The organism is Tessaracoccus massiliensis (assembly GCF_000826065.2).
Taxonomy (GTDB): domain Bacteria; phylum Actinomycetota; class Actinomycetes; order Propionibacteriales; family Propionibacteriaceae; genus Arachnia; species Arachnia massiliensis_A.
In genome coordinates this window covers 77,764-93,885 of the sequence record NZ_LN623538.1, presented here as the reverse complement: position 1 = coordinate 93,885, position 16,122 = coordinate 77,764, and the positions used below count along the sequence as shown (strand labels likewise).

The window sequence follows — 16,122 nt, the reverse complement described above, 5'->3', positions numbered from 1 at the left end:
ATGTCGACACAACTACCGCGGCGGGACAGCTCGGACGGTTCAGCCTCGGTTGGTATCTGGCGTTCAGGATGGCGCCTGTCGGCCTCGTCTCATCTGTAGTTGCAGTCACGGCAAACCGAATTCATGCAAGCCCGGTCGCGGCTGTGACGATTTGCCTCGCAGTGTTCACCTCCTTCGGATTGGTGCACCTACTGAGGGCAGCTGCCGCGACGACGCATCGGCTGAAGTACTTGCTGGCCGGCGCCACGGGTGTCCTCCTCAGCCTGACGGGTGGCATAGCAGGCGGGATTTTGAGCCCGTGGACACAGCGAGTGATCCCGCAACCATACGAACTCCTAAATGCTGTGTGGACCGCTGCCGCAGCCGCAGCCGCCTACTTTGGCCTGACGCGTGCGCTAGAGGTGGGCCATGGTGACGCCGCCACGGCTCGAGCACGTAGGGACATCGGCCCTAGTGTGTGGTCGTACGCGGCAAGTGCTGCCCAGTCCAGGGGCATTCCCGTCAGCGCTGTCCGTGCGATATTGATGGCAGAGGCAACTCAGAGCCCAAGGTGGTTTCGTCGTCTCGAGTTCGCTGTGCACTACGTGCGCCAGCGGTTCCGGCTCTCCGGCACGACAGGGGTGGCGCAGATGCGGTCCATCAAACCTTTGTCGGACACGGAGTCCGTCGACCTCCTCGTTGCCGATATGGAGACATGGCTTTCTCAGCAAGGGCCTGGAGCTGACTTGACCGAGCCTGAAGTGCTACAGCGCTACCTAGGAGGGCGCTGAACAAAGGCGCGCCTCCCACGGTCGGCGGGTGGGGCTGAAATCCTGTGCGTATGCAGGGTGAGTCTGATCGGCAGCGCGAACTGCTGGACGTGGAATCGGTGGCCGGGCATCTGCTCGAGTCGGGCAGTGTGTTCGCGCTGCTGGCCGAGCATCGGGACCGGCTGTTCCCGAGCACCTTGTTTGCGGACCTGTTTCCCTCTGGCCGTGGGCGGCCCTCGATCCCGGGTGAGGTGATCGCCTCGGTGATCGTGCTGCAGGCGCTGTACGGCCACTCCGACCGCGAAGCGGTCGACGCGTTGACCTTCGATCTGCGATGGAAGGCGGCGTGCGGATACGCGATCGACAAGGCGGGCTTCGATCCCTCGACGTTGACCTACTGGCGGCGTCGGCTTGCGGCCAGCGACCGTCCGCAGCGGATCTTCGAGGTGGTCCGCGACGTGATTGCCGAAACCGGGGCGGTGGCGGGCAGGCAGCGCCGGGCGCTGGATTCGACGATCCTCGATGACGCGGTTGCCCGCCAGGACACCGTTACCCAGTTGATCGCCCAGATCCGCCGAGTCGGTCGCGAGGTGCCCGGCGCCAAGGACCTGATCGCCACCGAGTGCATCCGGCTGGCTGTGCTGACCGGTCAGGACTACAGCTCGGCAGGGAAGCCGCCGATCTTGTGGGACGATCCCGCGGCGCGCGATGAGCTGGTCACCGCGTTGGTCAACGATGCGCTGGCGCTGCTCGCCGCCCTCGACATCGAGACGATCACCAAGAACGGCGGAAAGCCGGCCGAAGCGGTCGCCCTGTTGGCGTTGGTCGCGGGCCAAGACGTCGAGCCGGCCGAGGACTCCGACGGCACCGACGGCCGCTGGCGAATCGCGCGGCGGACCGCGCCGGACCGGGTGATCTCGACCGTCGACCCCGACACCCGGCACGCCCACAAGACCCGCGAACGGCGCCAGGACGGCTACAAGGCCCACGTGGTCGTCGAGCCCGACACAGGGCTGACCACTGCGGTCAAGGCGACCAAGTCCAGCGGCCCTGCGAACTCCGACGCCAACGTGGGCGCGGCCCTGTTCGCCGAGGACACCACGATCGGCGAAGGCCAGCCGGTCGAGGTCCTGGCCGACTCTGCCTACGGCACCGGCGAGATGCTCCACGACCTCGACCAGGCCGGCCACGAACCGATCATCAAGCCCTGGCCGCTGCGGCCGGCGGTGCCCGACGGGTTCACCCTCGACGACTTCGTCCGTGACACCGACGCCGGGACGGTGACCTGCCCGGCCGGCGTCACCCGACCGGTGTCGGCCAAGAACACCGTCACCTTCGAGTCCGCCTGCTCGGGCTGCCCACTGCGACCCCGATGCACCACCGCCAAACGCGGCCGCAAACTGGTGCTCCACGAGCACGACCTGCTTCAACGCGCGCACCGCAAACGCGCTACCGACGAAAGCTTCCAGGCCACCTACCGACAGCACCGTCCGATGGTCGAACGCTCCATCGCCTGGCTTACCCACGGAGCCCGTCGCGTCCCCTACCGCGGCGTGGAGAAGAACAACAACTGGCTCCACCACCGCGTCGCAGCACTCAACCTGCGCCGCCTCCTCACCATGGGCCTGCAGTACCAGAACGGGACCTGGGTCCTGGGCTGACCGGTCGCGGCCGGCCCCCTTGCAGCCGCCCCGACAGCCGCGCGAAATGCCCAAAGGACGGGCGGAAAGACCCCGTTGTCGCACCCAGAGTGCTGACCTGAAATGCCGCTCGACGGCCCATTGGTGGCGTCCGCCCGCCACCCACCTCGAACGCGACGCAGAGATCGCGCCTTGTTCAGCGCCCTCCTAGACCGTCACAACCCTGACGAGGTGTTCGTCACATCAGCCTCCGATCACTTCTTCAGCCTGCTCGAAGCGGAAGTGGAGGGGCGTCGCGGGCGAGCAGAACCGGTATGAGTGTTGGCGGCGGAGTCGATGCGCTTGGGCCTCTCCGAATTGATTGGCATCATCTTGCCCAAGGAGGGCCCGAAAGTCACACGACTCGTCGTATAGTTGCGCACTGTCGTTTTACATTCCTACCTCGAACTCGCCCCGTTTTGGTCCATTCAGATCGATCTTGAGCCGGATAGATCGTTCGCTGCTTCGCGTGCCCTCACCGGAGACTAACCAGACCTTGACTCCACCCTCTGCGGATTTGGTGGCAGCCACTGTCAACTCGTGCTCAGTGACCGGCAGCCGCCAAGTTTCCCTCGCACACCGCGGCAGATGAGTGCGTCCGTGGGGTTGCCGACAAGCGGCATCTATCCCACCAGAAGAGCGGCTAATGGGGCCAGCTTCACCACCACATCCAGAACTGATGACACGGACGCCATCACGGCCGTCCATTTCTCCCGCACCACCTCCTTCGGCACCTGGGGATCGGCGGCGACTGCCCGTAGTGCCAGCAACTCACTCCGCGCCGACTCATCCGCGACATCAGCTAGTACATCCTCAACTGCGCGCACGAACTCAGCCCGGCGCTCCCAATCAAAGGTTACGGTCTGCACGTTTCCGCGCCCACCCTGGATAGCGCCCGCCATGTCACCGCTGATTGAAGTGTTGGTGCTGTAGTCGATGCTCGTCGAAGCGGCGCGCATGAAATGGGAAATCGGCCTGCCCGACCTCGCAGCAGCCCTACCCGTCGACGTGACTCGCATCGCGACGATGCGGCCGTCTGCCCGTCTAGGTCCAACCATTGTTGCCAGATTGCTCTCTATGAGCGCGTCCGCGGCGTGAACCACTTCCTCCTCCGAGGCATCCAGCCCTTCCGGCTGTCCGTGGGCGTAGAAGTTCTGCGGGCTCGCTGTGTCCACTGATTGGAGCCACCGCAGCATTGCGGTCTCTACCGCATCGGCCCGGTCTGGGCCAGTGGCACGGCTCTCCATGATGTGCTCTGCGACACGTTTCCCCTTCGGTGTGAGCGCGATCTCGCACGCCAACGAAACATCTTCGACAGCGAGTCCGAGTTAGCGTAACTCGGCGCCCACCATGAGAGCTTCGTCGCGCTCCAAGTCCAAGACTTCGCACACTCTTGCCGGCAGCGCCGTGGCTCGGGGCTCATCCGCAACCAGGACGAGCACATCCTTTTGCTCCTCATCCAGCCGGTCAACAGTGTCCCAGATGGTCACAGGAACCCCCATCACTCTGTCTTAGCTCTGGGCGTTCCCAGATCTTGCTTCATCGTTACATACAGCTCTGACAGTCAACTGGAACAAGGGCCATGAGTGCTCGATACTTCCGGCATTCCGCAGGCCATCTCGAAGCGCTGGGCCGGGCTAACAGTAAGTTCCTCTTCGAAGCATGCTCATTTTTTGATGGTGCGATGTCTGGGACTCGACAGTTTCACACGACCGCAACTCCGCGTCTGCGGACGTACGACTCTCGGGATGACCGCCCGCGCCCGGTGAGGCATGATGGTGCGCATGCTCACCGTCGTGCTCGACACAAACGCGCTCCGCAGCGACCCTTGGCTGGCCGGCGCGCCCGGCAAGAAGCTGCTGGAGCTGGCGGCGCGCGGTCACGCTACCGTCGTGTACCCGCAGGTCGTGATCGACGAGCTGCGAAGGCAACGTCGCGAAGCTGCCAATCACGCTCATGAGCAGGCCGCGAAGGGGGTTGGCGACATGGCCAAGGCCGGAGTCGATGTGACCCAAACGGCTGCTCATCTGAAAGCGAGCTTCGAGCAGATCGAAGCCGATCTGGATGCCGCGTTCGAGGCCGTCCTAAATCGAGACAATGTCGCCGTCGCACCGGTGCCCGACGTCTCGGCCACAGCGATCCTCAAGCGAGATCTCGCACGCCGACGCCCCTTCATGGAGATCGACGCGAAGCAGAAGCTGGTATCGGTCGGCTTCCGCGACACACTGATCTGGGAGACGGTACTCGCTGTGCTAGGGCAGCTCGGAGACGACGAGAAGGTGCTGTTCGTGACAGCGGATAAGGGGTTTCTATCCGGAGACTCGAGGACGATCCATCATGATCTGCTCACTGACCTTGACGAGCACAAGTTGGATCGACGGCGCGTCGGGAGCGCTAAGAATATCCTGAATGCCATAGCGGAGGTGGAAGCAACTGCCGCTCATGTTGCCCTGGTGGCCGCGGCCACAAATGCCCTCTACGCGCTGGCAGGGGAAGAGATCTCGCAGCAGATGGTCTACGGCGGCGACTATGAGTACCCAGAGTTCGTGCAGTTTGAGTTGCCGGCAATGGAGACCTGTTCCATCAGCGACATCGATCAGGTCACAGAGTTCGAGTTCGACGAAGACGAGACTACGCATACCGTCACCGCGACAGCGGAGGCTCTCATCAACCTCGAAGGTGCCGTCTTCAAGGGCGACTGGTTCATCGATGAAGGCGAGACAATGAGTCTCTACGGGGAACTCAACGACCACTACTTCGAGGCAAACAGTGAAGTCGCGGTGCAGGTCGTCGTAGAGCTCGACACCAGTGGAGACACCGCCGACGTCCAGAGCATCGTGCTCCGGTCTAGACAGGCGAGGGCATCGAGCTAGCCGCGCACTCCCACAGGCTACGCATGTCGGCTCCTCGGAGACGACCGCGCTTCGGGTCCGCCGACCTGAACATCCGCACGTTGGCATGAGCGCGAAGTCGCGCACATCGGCATGAGCGCTCGTTCCCTCTGACCGCGCGGCCCCGTCCCCCCGAGGTCGCTACTCCCCCGCCATCGCCGACAAGCGCCGCGCGATCTCGGCCTGTCGTCCTTCGGCAACGTGCTGATACCGCATGGCCATCTCCGACGTCGTATGCCCCAGCCGATCCATGAGCTCCCTGGTCGTGGCGCCCGCCTGGGCGGCCATCACGGCCCCGGTGTGACGCATGTCGTGTAGCGCAGATCCTCCCGCCCCGCCTCAGCGCGGGCGTGACGGAACGCCTTGTAGAAGGTGCCGTGGTTCAAGTGCCCGGGTCCCCCTACGGCAGTGAAGACCAGGGCATCGCGACGGGGCCCGACGAAACGCGCAAGGTGGGCTTCCAGGTCGGGTACCAGATGCGGAGGGATGGAAACGTCGCGGACACCAGCCTGGGACTTCGGATCGCCGATGATGGGCTCGCCGTGTACCCAGGTAACGCCACGAGAGATGCGAAGCACCCCATTGTCCAGATCGACGTCCATGCGGCGCAGCTCGGTGAGTTCGCCGAATCGCAAGGCGCACCAGGAGGCGAGCTGCAGGAGCACCCGCCACCGTTCGGGAAGCGCCCCAGTCATCACCTTGAGATCCGCCAAGGTGGCGGGCCGGATCTGTCGAGCACGCTTAGCCTTCCCAGCCCCGCGGATACGGCAAGGGCTGGCGTCGATGATTTCTTCATCACCGGCCGTGCCCATGATCGTGCGAAGAAGATCGTATTGATGAGCGCGGCGGGTGGGTCGTGTCGGGTCGAGCGACTCGTACCACCGACGCACGACGTCCGGGGTGATCGCATCAATCCGCTTGGCAGCGAATCCTTCCATCAAGAGCGCCAGCAACCGCTCGTACTCCGCACGGGTCCGCGGCTTCAACTCACGCCGTCGGAGCCAGTCCTCCGCGTACTCCTGGAAGGTGATGTCCGCCGGGGAAGCAGCCACGGGCTTCCTCCACCGCCCCTCCGCGATCGCAGCGCTGTTGATGGCCAGCCAGGCCTCGGCATCCATCTTCACCTCGAAGGTCGTCGGCGCGACTATCCGCTCACCATCGGGGCTGAGGAAGCTGGCTTGGTATCGTTTGGAGGGAAGTCGACGGATCGCTCCGAAGCCACGACGCCGTCGACGCGGCTGGCTCGGAGACGTGCTGTTTCGGACCACAATCCTCCCTCCTGTTGCCACGTCGTGCGATAAACGTGCAATAGCGGATGGCAAACAGTGTCGTTTACTGAGCTCCCGTGACGCAGCCTAGACCAGGTGAAACACCTAGCCAAACCTACATTACACGTAGTCAAGCCGGCGGCACAGTAGGGCCCTGAATCGTCTTCGAGTCCTGTCGCCCCGACTACTGAGGTACCCACTTCCCAGCCGCGCTGGGGTTTTTCTGCGACTCAACGAGGCTAGACCTGCCCGAAATCCCCGGTACTGCGCCAAACCGTGGCTAGGCTCTATGCAACGCGTCGCGCGAGCGAAGCACGCCGACGTTGGTGCCTAGGCACCGCACGCCGCTACGGTCCACCCGGACCACTGAAGGAGAATGAGAATGAACAAGCGTGAACTCGTCGAGGCCGTCGCCTCGTCCACCGACCTGTCGGCCGCTGCTGCCGAGCGCGCCATCGAGGCCCTCGCTGAGGCGATCACCGACGCCCTCGCCAAGGGTGACAAGGTGGCGATCCCCGGCTTCGGCACGTTCGAAACCCGCTCTCGCGCTGCCCGCACGGGCCGCAACCCCCAGACGGGCGAGACCCTCGAGATCGCGGCCAGCACCTCCGCCGCGTTCAAGCCCGCCACCAAGCTGAAGCAGGCCGTCAACGGCGGCAAGTGAGCTGAATGAGCCGTCGACGTCCCCCGGGCTAGTCCCGGGGGACGTCTGCGTCTACCCCCTGGATGAACGGGCCATCCGGCCCCACACCCTCCGTCAGTGAGCTGACGGTCTCCCCGCTCTGCCTGCGCACTAGGGAGTCCAGCGCCAGATCGATGGGATGCACGCCGTCACGGAACCAGACGGTCACCCCGGCGAGGTCCGCGCGGGCCACGGCCAGTGCAAGCACATGCGCGACGTTGCCTCGCGAGGTCTCCCCCTGGGTCACGTGCTCGCCGTACTCGATCAGCCCCGTGGGCTCGTCTTCGGTGAGCTGACCCGGCGCAATGATGGTCCAGTTCAACGCCGACGACCTCAGGTGCGCGTCGGCCTCAGCCTTGGCCGTGGCGTAGTGGCTGAAGGGGTTGTCCGCAGGGATGTCGTCTCGCCCGGAACCCACGTAGGACACCATCACGAAACGCGACACCCCGGCATTCGAGGCCGCTTCGATGGCGCGAATGGCCGCGTCCCGGTCCACCGCGTAGGTGCGCTCGGGGTTGCCACCGCCAGCGCCGGCGGACCAGATGACGGCGTCGAAGCCCGCGAACTGTTCGGCCAACTGCTCGGTGTCGAGATGCTCGACATCCGCCACGACAGCAGCGGCACCTGTCTCCTCCACCTCCGAGGCATGGTCCGGGTTGCGGATCAGCGCCGCCACCTCGTGCCCTGACTGCACCAGCAAAGGGTGCAGGAGGAGGGCGATCTTTCCGTGGCCACCAATGATGCAGATCTTCATACCCTCGACCCTACGTGTCTCTTGCCCCCTTCGTTACACCCCACTGAGTAGTGCGGGGCGTCAGACCCAGCCGTTGTCGGTGGCGGTGCGCAGGGCCTCGGCACGGTTGCGGGAGCCCAACTTTCCGATGGCCGAACTCAGATAGTTGCGCACCGTGCCTTCGGACAGATGCACCGACTGCGCGATCTCCACCGTGCTCGCCCCACCGGCTGAGGCCGCCAGCACCAGCGCCTCCTTCTGCGTCAGCGGCGAGGCGCCGATGCTCAACGAGGCCGCCGCCAACTCCGGGTCGACGGCACGCAGGCCCTGCGCCACCCGGCGGATCGACTCCACCAGACGATCCACGGGCGTGTCCTTCACGAGGAACCCGACGGCCCCCTGCTCCAGCGCCCGCCGAAGGTAGCCGGGGCGGCCGAACGTGGTCACCACAACGATCCGCGCGGACGGCGCCACCGCGAGCATCCCGGGGATGGCGTCGATACCATCGTCCACCCCGAGCCCACCGTCAGGCATCTGCACATCGAGCAACACCACATCCGGCTGCGTCTCCCCCGCGACGCGCACGGCCTCCCCGCACGTGCCAGCCTGGCCGACGACCTCCAGGTCGGCCTCCAGCCCGAGCATCGTCGCGAGGGCGGTGCGGATCAGCGTCTGGTCATCGGCAATCAGCAACGTGGTCATGGCAGCCTCGCTTCCACCGTCGTGCCACCACTCGACGACACTGTCAACTCACCGCCGGCGCCCTCGATGCGATGCCGCAGGCCGATCAACCCCGAGCCGCCGCTCTCGTCGCCGTTCAGCCCCCGGCCATCATCGGCGACGGTGAGCACACCGTCGGCATAGGCGATCGTGCAGCGCGCCGCGTCCGCGTGGCGCACCACGTTGGTGACGGCCTCCCGCACCACGTAGCCGAGCAGTTCGGAGGAAGCATCGTCGAGCACCGGCAGCGCCGTGGGCGTGTCGGCCTCCACGCCCGCCGCCGTCAGCACGGAGCGCGCTGCGGCGACCTCGGTGGCGAGCCGAACCTCACGCATACCCGAAGCGGTGGCGCGCACATCGGCCAGGGCCTGACGTGCGACGGCGCCCAACCCGGCGACTTCGGTGCGCGCGGCGTCGTCGTCGCGCCCCACCAGCCGCTCGGCCAGGTCAGCCTTGACGGCAATGGTGGTCAGGGAGTGGCCGAGGATGTCGTGCAGGTCCCGGCTGATCCGTTCGCGTTCGGCGGCGACGGCGAGCACCGCGGTCCGATCCTCGGCCACCTTCAGCTTCCTGCGGGTGCGCTCGGCCTCCAGGCCCAGGGCGATGGACAGCGCGATCGCCAAGGCCATGGCACCCATCACCACGCCGAACATGTCCCGCATGATGGCGGAGAGGCCTGCGGCGAACACGGACACCACGGTGATCACGATCCACGACTGACGGAAGACGAACAGCACCGCGGCGCTGGTGGTCACGTAGGCCGCGAAGTACAGCGGGCGGCCGGAATCCGGCACCAACGCCATCAACGAGATGGCTCCCATCAACCCCAGCAGCCACAGCCACCGCTTCCATTCGGGCCAGTGCATCACCAGGGATGTGCCCAGGAAGAAGAACCCGGTCAGCACTGAGGTGAAGATGACGGCGGCCAGCGTGGCCGGTGGCGCATCCCAGCTGAACAGGATGGGAACCAGCACGAACAACGCACTGGGCGCGGAGTAACCGGCTCCCTGCCGCAGCGCCCGCCGATACCAGGGCAGGCCTTCGGCCCCCGGGTCGTAGGCGGGGGCCAGGCTCTCGTCGGTGACGGTGTCCATGCGTGCCTTCGGTCAGCGGCGCGAGGTGCGCACAGCCCGACGGTAGCCCAGGCCGCCGAGCGCCAGCAGGCCAAGCGTCCAGATACCGATGATCAGCACGCCGCGCCACGGGAACTCGCCGCCGAGGACGGGCCACATTCCGATCCTGCCCGCCCAGTACGACGGCAGCGACTTGCTGATGGGCTGCATCCAGCCGGGCATCATGTCGACGGGGAACCACAGGCCGCCGATCATCGCGAGCGCCAGCATGGTCAACGTGGTCACGGCGGTGGCGGTCTGCTGCTTGAACCACAGCCCGATCACCAGCCCGAGGAACACCATCGGCAGCAGGGCCGCCAGCAGCGCCCCGAAGGTGGCCAGCCAGGTCTCCAGCGGCAGCCGTACCCCGCGGATGATGCCCGCGATGAACACCGCGAGCAGCGCGGGGATGACGGCGCACACTGCGGTGGCGACCTTCACGGTCACGAATCCCGACGGGGTGAGCGGGCTGATCATCAACTGCCGGAACCAGCCCGAGGAGCGTTCCGACTGGATGACGGCGCCGGCGTTCATCGCGGCACCCAGCCCGCCGTAGGTGGCCATGGTGACCATCATCACGGCGGCGACGGTGACGCCGCCGTAGGCCTCCTGGTCGCCGTAGATACCAGCGAAGAACAGGTACATCGTCACCGGCAGCGCGATGATGAAGGCCATGAAGCTCCAGTCGCGCAGCATGGCGCCCAGCGAATGGACGAAGTAGTGCCACGTCCTGGCCGCCGAGCTCTTCGAGCGAGCGACGGGGCGGGTGGGGCTGAGGGTGGCGGTGGTCATGATGGCTCCTTAGGAAACGAGCGAGAGGAAGGCATCCTCGAGGCGGACGGAGGCCACCTCGACATCTGCGACTGCGCCGGCGTCGGGGCCGGTGAAGAGGGCGCGGAGCGTGGCGTCGGCGTCCGAACTGTTGAGCGTGACCCGGTCGCCGTCGCGTTCCACGCTCACCACCGCGTCGAGTACCGACCAGTCGCGCTCCGGGCCGGTGAACGACACGTGCCGTCCACCCACCCGCGCCTTGATCTCGGCGCCAGTTCCGTCGGCCACCACGCGGCCCTCGTTCAGCACGACGATCCGGTCGGCGAACTCGTCGGCCTCGTCCAGGTAGTGGGTGGCGAACACCACGGTGCGGCCCGAGTCCGCCAGCGAGCCCATGATCCGCCAGAAGCGGCGGCGGGCGTCCACGTCGAGCCCGACGGTGGGCTCATCGAGCATGATGAGCTGAGGGTCCGCCATGATCGCCAGCGCGAAACGCACCCGCTGCGCCTGACCACCGGATAGTTTGGAGGTGCTGGACTTCAGGATGCCGCCGACGTCGGCCATCTCGATGACATCTGCCAGCGGCAGGGGGCTGAGGTGGATGCCGTGCATCATACGCAGCAGCCGGCCGACGGTGGTGTCGGCCAGTAGCGCCCCGTTCTGCAGCATCGCGCCGGTGTGACCGGTGCGCACGGCCGCGATGGGGTCGAGCCCGAAGACCTCGGCTTTCCCCGCGTCGGGAGCCGTGAGGCCGATGATCATCTCGGTGGCGGTGGACTTGCCGGCCCCATTGGGGCCCAGCAGCGCCAGGATCTGGCCCGCGGGCACGTCGAGGTCCAGCCTGTCGACGGCGGTCACGGGCCCGTAGCTCTTGCTGAGCCCGGTGAGCTGAATGGCTGCGGTGTCTGTCATGCCTCCAGCTTCGCCCCGGAGGGCCGACGGCGGCAGGGTGCGATGTCACCGGTGCGGTGTGACTTGTGTCACCAGCTCACCCCACCGACAGCCAGGCCAGCTCCCGCGTGTCTGGCTGCTCGGACAGCGTGCACAGCAGGCGCCGCTCCGCCACCATGGCGCAGGCCGAGGCCCGCAGCCCCTGCTCCGTCTCCCCCAGCCCCGCTGCGAACAGCTTGGCGATGGCGACGTCTCGCCCCCGTAGCGGCGCCCCGGCCGAACGGACCCGGCCGTAGCCGATGCTCGCCATGGCCTCGACGCCCAGCGCGGTGAAGTTGCCCACCGGCCAGCCCCCGCCCAGCAGGTCGATGGGGATCAGCCCGTGCGTGGCCAAGACGATCACGTCCTCGGCGCGACCGCGGGAGAGCACCTGGGTGGCAGCGTCCTGCGCCTCCTGTTCCAGCGGCAACCCCAGTTGCGAGGCCAGATGCGCCGCTGCCGCTGACCACGCCGTCGGCGTCTCCAGCACCTGGCCCAGCACGAAGTCGACCCGGTCCAGCAGCTCGTCGGGTGCCCAGCTCTCCATCATGTGCCGCACGGCCACATAGGCCCAGCAGTCGTCGACGAAACGCTCCCTCGCGACCTGCTCCCGCAACTCCTCGATGCCGCGGTGCGAACCAATCTCCAGGAGCGTCCGGCCGGCAGGCCCCCACACGGCCACCGTGGTGAGCCCGGGGCCGGGAAAGAGCTCGAACTCGCCGTCGGTCTCGGTGACTCGCACGTCGTCGCGTGCCACCACGAGCCCGTCGGGCATGCTCAGCTCGATGCTCTGCCCCAGGGGCGGGTAACGGTCAATGGGGAACCACGACGGCTCCCCCGGCACGTCGAGGATGTCCCCCTCGAGCGCCTCGTAGGTCCAGGCCGCCGCAAGCGTGGCCTTCGGCCGCAGCATCGGCTCGGCCTCCAGGAGGTAGGCGGTGCCGGGCTCCGGCCCGTCGGTGCACAGCCCCCGGCGCTGCGTGAGCAGGCCAGGCCCGCGTTCCGACGGCAACACGATCTCTCCGGAGGCCTCGGCCAGCCAGCAGATGGGCGCCTGTTCGCCCTCCACGCGCAGCAGCGCGCCGGGGACGGTGATCACATCGTCGAGTTCCGAGGTGAGCGTCACCTGGAGCCTCATCCGCGGCCCTGACGACAGGTGGACCACAGCCGTCACGCCGGAGGCGTGCTGGAACTCGGCGCCACCCGCATCGACGGTGTCGTGGAGCAGGCGCCATCCCTCACCGAACTCGACGCTCAGGCGACGCAGCCTGCCGTCGCCCACCGCCTCGAAGCCGTCCGGCCGGGGCCTGGTCTCGAAGAATTCGGGGGCCACTCCGGTGAGTTCAAGGCTCACGACACCTCCTCGGTGATCTCCTGCGGATGCGATTCCGGCAGCACGGCCTGCACCACGGAGCCGTCCTCGCGGCGGCCGCCCACCACGGGATGGCTGCCCACCAACGACGGCAGCACGGGCCCCTGCCCATCGAGCGCAACGGTGGCCGGGGTGCCGGGGAACACTGTGACGGCCTCCCCGCGGACCGACAGCTCGACAGGGCCGCCCTCCTCCACGTCGAAGCAGATCGCCTCGCGTTCCAGCCTCACCCGCATGCGGGAGCCGCGCACGGTCAGCGGGAAGGTCAGCGACGGCCAGTCCTTGGGTAGACGCGGGTCGAAGGCGAGGCGCCCGCCGTGATCGCGGAGCCCGCCGAAGCCGTGCACCAGCGCGTTCCACACGCCGCCGGTGGAGGCGATGTGCACGCCGTCGCGGGCGTTGGAATGCAGGTCCGCGAGGTCGACGAACAGCCCGGAGAGGAAGTAGGACATGGCCATGTCCTGGTAGCCCACCTCCGCCGCGAGGATGGACTGCACCACGCTGGAGAGGGTGGAGTCGCCCGTGGTGATCGGGTCGTAGTACTCGAAGTTGGCCTTCTTCTCCTCCGCGGTGAACTGGTCCCCCTGCAGGAACAGCGCCAGCACGACGTCGGCCTGCTTGAGCACCTGGAAGCGGTAGATGACCAGGGGGTGGTAGTTGAGCAGCAGCGGCCGCTTGTCATCAGGCGTGTTCTCGAGGTCCCACATCTCTGACGACAGGAACTTCTCGTCCTGCGGATGGATCCCGAAGGTCTCGTCGAACGGGATGAACATGCCCTTGGCGCAGGCCTCCCATTCGTCAACCTCGTCCCAGTCGAGGTCGAGTTCCTCGGCCACCCGGTTGAACGCGGTCTCATCCACCTCACGCATCTCCCTGATGAGGGAGGCCGCGTAGGTGAGGTTGGCGCGTGCCATGACGTTGGTGAAGAGGTTGTTGTTGACCACCGCGGTGTACTCGTCGGGGCCGGTGACGCCATGGATGTGGAAGGTCCGCACCCCCTCGGCGTCGGTGCGCCAGAATCCGAGATCCGCCCACATGCGGGCGGTCTCCACCAGCACGGAGGCACCGTCGCGGTACATGAAGCCCTGATCCCCGGTGAGGTCGCGGTACTTCTCGAAGGCGAAGGCCACGTCCGCGTCGATGTGGTACTGGGCGGTACCAGCGGCGTAGTACGCCGACGCCTCCTCCCCGTTGATGGTGCGCCACGGGAACAGCGCGCCCCGCTGCGAGACCACCGCGGCCCGTTCGCGCGCCTGCGGCAGCATGATGACCCGCGAGCGCAACGCATTGCGGGCGGCCCGCGGCGAGGTATAGGTCAGGAACGGCAGAAGGTAGATCTCCGTATCCCAGAAGTAGTGGCCCTCGTAGCCGGAACCGGTCACGCCCTTGGCCGGGATGCCCATCTGATCTGCCCGCGCCGACGCCTGCGCCAACTGGAACAGGCACCAGCGCACCGCCTGCTGGAGGGCGGGCTGGCCCTCGATCACCACGTCGGAGTCGCGCCAGAAGTTGTCGAGCCACGCGCGCTGCTTGTCGTAGAAGTAGTCGAAGCCCTGGTCGCGCACCCGGTCGAGCGTGCGGCGGCACCGGTCGGCCAGTTCCTCGACGGGGACGCCGCGGGAGGTGTGATAGGCCACCGCCTTGCGCACCACGATAGGTTCGCCCTGCTTCGCCTCGACCCGGTAGACCTGCTTGCCCACGTCGTCGATGGTGGAGATGATCGACTCGAACTGGTTGTCGGTGACCAGGGCGTGATCCGCGCCCACGGCCAAGGTCATGCCGGAGTGCGCCGTCTGGTAGCCCAGCATCATGCGCTCGCCCTGGTTCCAGTTCAGTTCGGGGTTGAGCACCCGCTCGTGGAACTTGTTGGTGCGGCGCGGGTCGAATCCCTCGGGCTCCTCCGGAGGCCGGTAATCGGTGTAGCCGTCCTGCCGGTTGACGATCTGCGAGCTCACCACGACGGGGGCCTCGCCTCCCTCGAGCAGCGTGATCTCGATTTCCATCAGCGCCAGGTGCCGGTCCGTGAACGAGACCATGCGGGAACTCCTGATCTCCACCACCTTGCCCGCGGGGGTGCGCCACACGACGGTGCGCACGAGGCGTCCGGAACGCAGATCCAGGGCGCGCTCATAGCTGTCCAGATCCGCCACGGACAGCGAGAGCGGCTCGTCGTCGACGTAGACCTTCAGCACCTTGGCATCGGGCACATTGACGATGGTCTGGCCGGTGTGCGCGAAGCCGAAGGCCTCCTCGGCGTGCTGGATGGGCCAGGTCTCATGGAAGCCGTTGATGAAGGTGCCGTGCGCGTAGCTGGTGCGGCCCTCCTCCGGGTTCCCGCGCATGCCGAGGTAGCCGTTGCCGAGGGCGAACAGCGTCTCGGTGGTGCCCACATCCTCGCTCCTGGGTTCGCATTCGACGAAGCGCCACGGCTCGATCGGGAATCGGGAGCGGTTCAGCGGGTCGCTGCTGATCTGGCGGACCTTCACGAGACCAACTCCTGCAGGTCGTCGACCACGATGTCGGCGCCGGCCTCGCTGAGCGCGTCTCGGCCAACCCCTCGGTTGACGCCGACGACCAGGCCGAAGCTGCCGGCCGCGCCGGCCTGCACGCCGGAGATCGCATCTTCGATCACGACGGACGATTCAGTGGGCACCTCCAGCATGGCGGCGGCGTGTTCGAAGGTGTCAGGGGCGGGCTTGCCCGCGATGCCGGCTTCGGTGGCGACGTTCCCGTCGACGATCACCGGAAAGTGCTCGGCGAGTTTGGCGGCGCGCAGCACGGCCGGCGCGTTCTTCGAGGACGAGACCACCGCCATCTTGTGCCCGGAGGCCGCCAACTGCTCGATGAGGGCAACGGATCCCGGGTACGGATCCACGCCGTCGCGCTCGATGATGGTGTTGAACGCCTCGTTCTTGCGGTTGCCCAGCCCGCAGACCGTCAGTTCGCTGGGGTCGTCGGTGGGTTCACCCTCGCGCACCACGATCCCCCTGGAGCGGAGGAAGTCGCGTACCCCGTCGTAGCGGGGTTTGCCGTCGACGTACTCGAAGTAGTCGTCATCGGTGTACGGGGCCTGTCCGCTGCGTGTGCCGAGGAAGCTGTTGAACATCTCCGCCCAGGCGCGCATGTGCACCTCAGCGGTGGGGGTGATGACTCCATCGAGGTCGAACAGGACAGCTTGGTAGTTGTTCCACTCCATTTCTCCACCCTATGCGGGG

15 protein-coding genes are annotated in these 16,122 nt (G+C 66.7%); 3 read left to right on the top strand and 12 right to left on the bottom strand.

The window, feature by feature from the left end; translation table 11 throughout:
- The first annotated feature begins 820 nt into the window (after nt 1-820).
- Nucleotides 821-2,410, top strand: a complete 1,590-nt coding sequence (locus BN1186_RS01285; protein ID WP_040281789.1) for an IS1182 family transposase — start codon at nt 821-823, stop codon at nt 2,408-2,410.
- Nucleotides 2,411-3,051: 641 nt separating this feature from the next.
- On the opposite strand, the gene BN1186_RS01280 is transcribed toward BN1186_RS01285, so the two are convergent.
- Both BN1186_RS01280 and BN1186_RS15335 read right to left on the bottom strand, forming a co-directional pair.
- Nucleotides 3,052-3,603: a hypothetical protein gene (locus BN1186_RS01280; protein WP_139650738.1), complete on the bottom strand. Its 552-nt coding sequence runs from the start codon at nt 3,601-3,603 to the stop codon at nt 3,052-3,054.
- Nucleotides 3,604-3,756: 153 nt separating this feature from the next.
- Complete coding sequence (locus tag BN1186_RS15335; protein WP_180348995.1) at nt 3,757-3,930, bottom strand: hypothetical protein; 174 nt, start codon at nt 3,928-3,930, stop codon at nt 3,757-3,759.
- A 282-nt stretch (nt 3,931-4,212) separates the two neighbouring features.
- On the opposite strand from BN1186_RS15335, the gene BN1186_RS01275 reads away from it, so the two are divergent.
- Complete coding sequence (locus tag BN1186_RS01275; protein ID WP_040281785.1) at nt 4,213-5,301, top strand: PIN domain-containing protein; 1,089 nt, start codon at nt 4,213-4,215, stop codon at nt 5,299-5,301.
- A gap of 159 nt (nt 5,302-5,460) precedes the next feature.
- Here the strand turns inward: BN1186_RS01275 and BN1186_RS16415 are convergent, their stop codons facing one another.
- Together BN1186_RS16415 and BN1186_RS01270 are read right to left on the bottom strand one after the other, a co-directional pair.
- Nucleotides 5,461-5,607, bottom strand: a complete 147-nt coding sequence (locus tag BN1186_RS16415) for a hypothetical protein (RefSeq protein ID WP_425471461.1) — start codon at nt 5,605-5,607, stop codon at nt 5,461-5,463.
- Nucleotides 5,607-6,587 carry a tyrosine-type recombinase/integrase gene (locus BN1186_RS01270; RefSeq protein ID WP_484421937.1) on the bottom strand — a complete coding sequence of 327 codons (981 nt, stop codon included), beginning with the start codon at nt 6,585-6,587 and terminating at the stop codon, nt 5,607-5,609. The genes BN1186_RS16415 and BN1186_RS01270 overlap by 1 nt, the downstream gene beginning before the upstream one ends.
- Nucleotides 6,588-6,969: 382 nt before the next feature.
- Here BN1186_RS01270 and BN1186_RS01265 point away from each other — a divergent pair, with 382 nt between their 5' ends.
- Nucleotides 6,970-7,251, top strand: coding sequence for an HU family DNA-binding protein (locus BN1186_RS01265; RefSeq protein WP_040281783.1), 282 nt, complete (start codon nt 6,970-6,972; stop codon nt 7,249-7,251).
- Nucleotides 7,252-7,279: 28 nt separating this feature from the next.
- Here BN1186_RS01265 and BN1186_RS01260 read toward each other — a convergent pair whose 3' ends face one another.
- The 8 genes from BN1186_RS01260 to BN1186_RS01225 form a co-directional block, all read right to left on the bottom strand.
- Nucleotides 7,280-8,023: an SDR family oxidoreductase gene (locus BN1186_RS01260; protein WP_074436877.1), complete on the bottom strand. Its 744-nt coding sequence runs from the start codon at nt 8,021-8,023 to the stop codon at nt 7,280-7,282.
- Between the two features lie 60 nt (nt 8,024-8,083).
- Nucleotides 8,084-8,704, bottom strand: coding sequence for a response regulator transcription factor (locus tag BN1186_RS01255; protein WP_040281781.1), 621 nt, complete (start codon nt 8,702-8,704; stop codon nt 8,084-8,086).
- Nucleotides 8,701-9,816 (bottom strand): sensor histidine kinase, encoded by a 1,116-nt coding sequence (locus tag BN1186_RS01250; RefSeq protein WP_052459633.1) that lies wholly within the window; start codon nt 9,814-9,816, stop codon nt 8,701-8,703. Before BN1186_RS01250 ends, BN1186_RS01255 begins: the two co-directional genes overlap by 4 nt.
- A gap of 12 nt (nt 9,817-9,828) precedes the next feature.
- Complete coding sequence (locus tag BN1186_RS01245; protein ID WP_052459632.1) at nt 9,829-10,626, bottom strand: ABC transporter permease; 798 nt, start codon at nt 10,624-10,626, stop codon at nt 9,829-9,831.
- Nucleotides 10,627-10,635: 9 nt separating this feature from the next.
- Entirely contained in the window at nt 10,636-11,517 is an 882-nt protein-coding gene (locus BN1186_RS01240; RefSeq protein WP_040281779.1) for an ABC transporter ATP-binding protein, read from the bottom strand.
- Nucleotides 11,518-11,593: 76 nt separating this feature from the next.
- Nucleotides 11,594-12,889, bottom strand: a complete 1,296-nt coding sequence (locus BN1186_RS01235; RefSeq protein ID WP_040281777.1) for a hypothetical protein — start codon at nt 12,887-12,889, stop codon at nt 11,594-11,596.
- Nucleotides 12,886-15,393 carry a glycoside hydrolase family 65 protein gene (locus BN1186_RS01230; RefSeq protein WP_040281776.1) on the bottom strand — a complete coding sequence of 836 codons (2,508 nt, stop codon included), beginning with the start codon at nt 15,391-15,393 and terminating at the stop codon, nt 12,886-12,888. Before BN1186_RS01230 ends, BN1186_RS01235 begins: the two co-directional genes overlap by 4 nt.
- On the bottom strand, nt 15,390-16,103 hold the full coding sequence (locus BN1186_RS01225; RefSeq protein ID WP_040281774.1) for an HAD family hydrolase: 714 nt from the start codon (nt 16,101-16,103) through the stop codon (nt 15,390-15,392). Before BN1186_RS01225 ends, BN1186_RS01230 begins: the two co-directional genes overlap by 4 nt.
- Nucleotides 16,104-16,122 lie beyond the last annotated feature (19 nt).

Excerpts from the sequence above, each read along its gene's own strand:
- BN1186_RS01285 (WP_040281789.1), top strand. The coding sequence starts at position 821 with ATGCAGGGTGAGTCTGATCGGCAGCGCGAACTGCTGGACGTGGAATCG.
- BN1186_RS15335 (WP_180348995.1), bottom strand. The coding sequence starts at position 3,930 with ATGGGGGTTCCTGTGACCATCTGGGACACTGTTGACCGGCTGGATGAG.
- BN1186_RS01275 (WP_040281785.1), top strand. The coding sequence starts at position 4,213 with ATGCTCACCGTCGTGCTCGACACAAACGCGCTCCGCAGCGACCCTTGG.
- BN1186_RS16415 (WP_425471461.1), bottom strand. The coding sequence starts at position 5,607 with ATGGCCGCCCAGGCGGGCGCCACGACCAGGGAGCTCATGGATCGGCTG.
- BN1186_RS01265 (WP_040281783.1), top strand. The coding sequence starts at position 6,970 with ATGAACAAGCGTGAACTCGTCGAGGCCGTCGCCTCGTCCACCGACCTG.
- BN1186_RS01260 (WP_074436877.1), bottom strand. The coding sequence starts at position 8,023 with ATGAAGATCTGCATCATTGGTGGCCACGGAAAGATCGCCCTCCTCCTG.
- BN1186_RS01255 (WP_040281781.1), bottom strand. The coding sequence starts at position 8,704 with ATGACCACGTTGCTGATTGCCGATGACCAGACGCTGATCCGCACCGCC.
- BN1186_RS01250 (WP_052459633.1), bottom strand. The coding sequence starts at position 9,816 with ATGGACACCGTCACCGACGAGAGCCTGGCCCCCGCCTACGACCCGGGG.
- BN1186_RS01245 (WP_052459632.1), bottom strand. The coding sequence starts at position 10,626 with ATGACCACCGCCACCCTCAGCCCCACCCGCCCCGTCGCTCGCTCGAAG.
- BN1186_RS01240 (WP_040281779.1), bottom strand. The coding sequence starts at position 11,517 with ATGACAGACACCGCAGCCATTCAGCTCACCGGGCTCAGCAAGAGCTAC.
- BN1186_RS01225 (WP_040281774.1), bottom strand. The coding sequence starts at position 16,103 with ATGGAGTGGAACAACTACCAAGCTGTCCTGTTCGACCTCGATGGAGTC.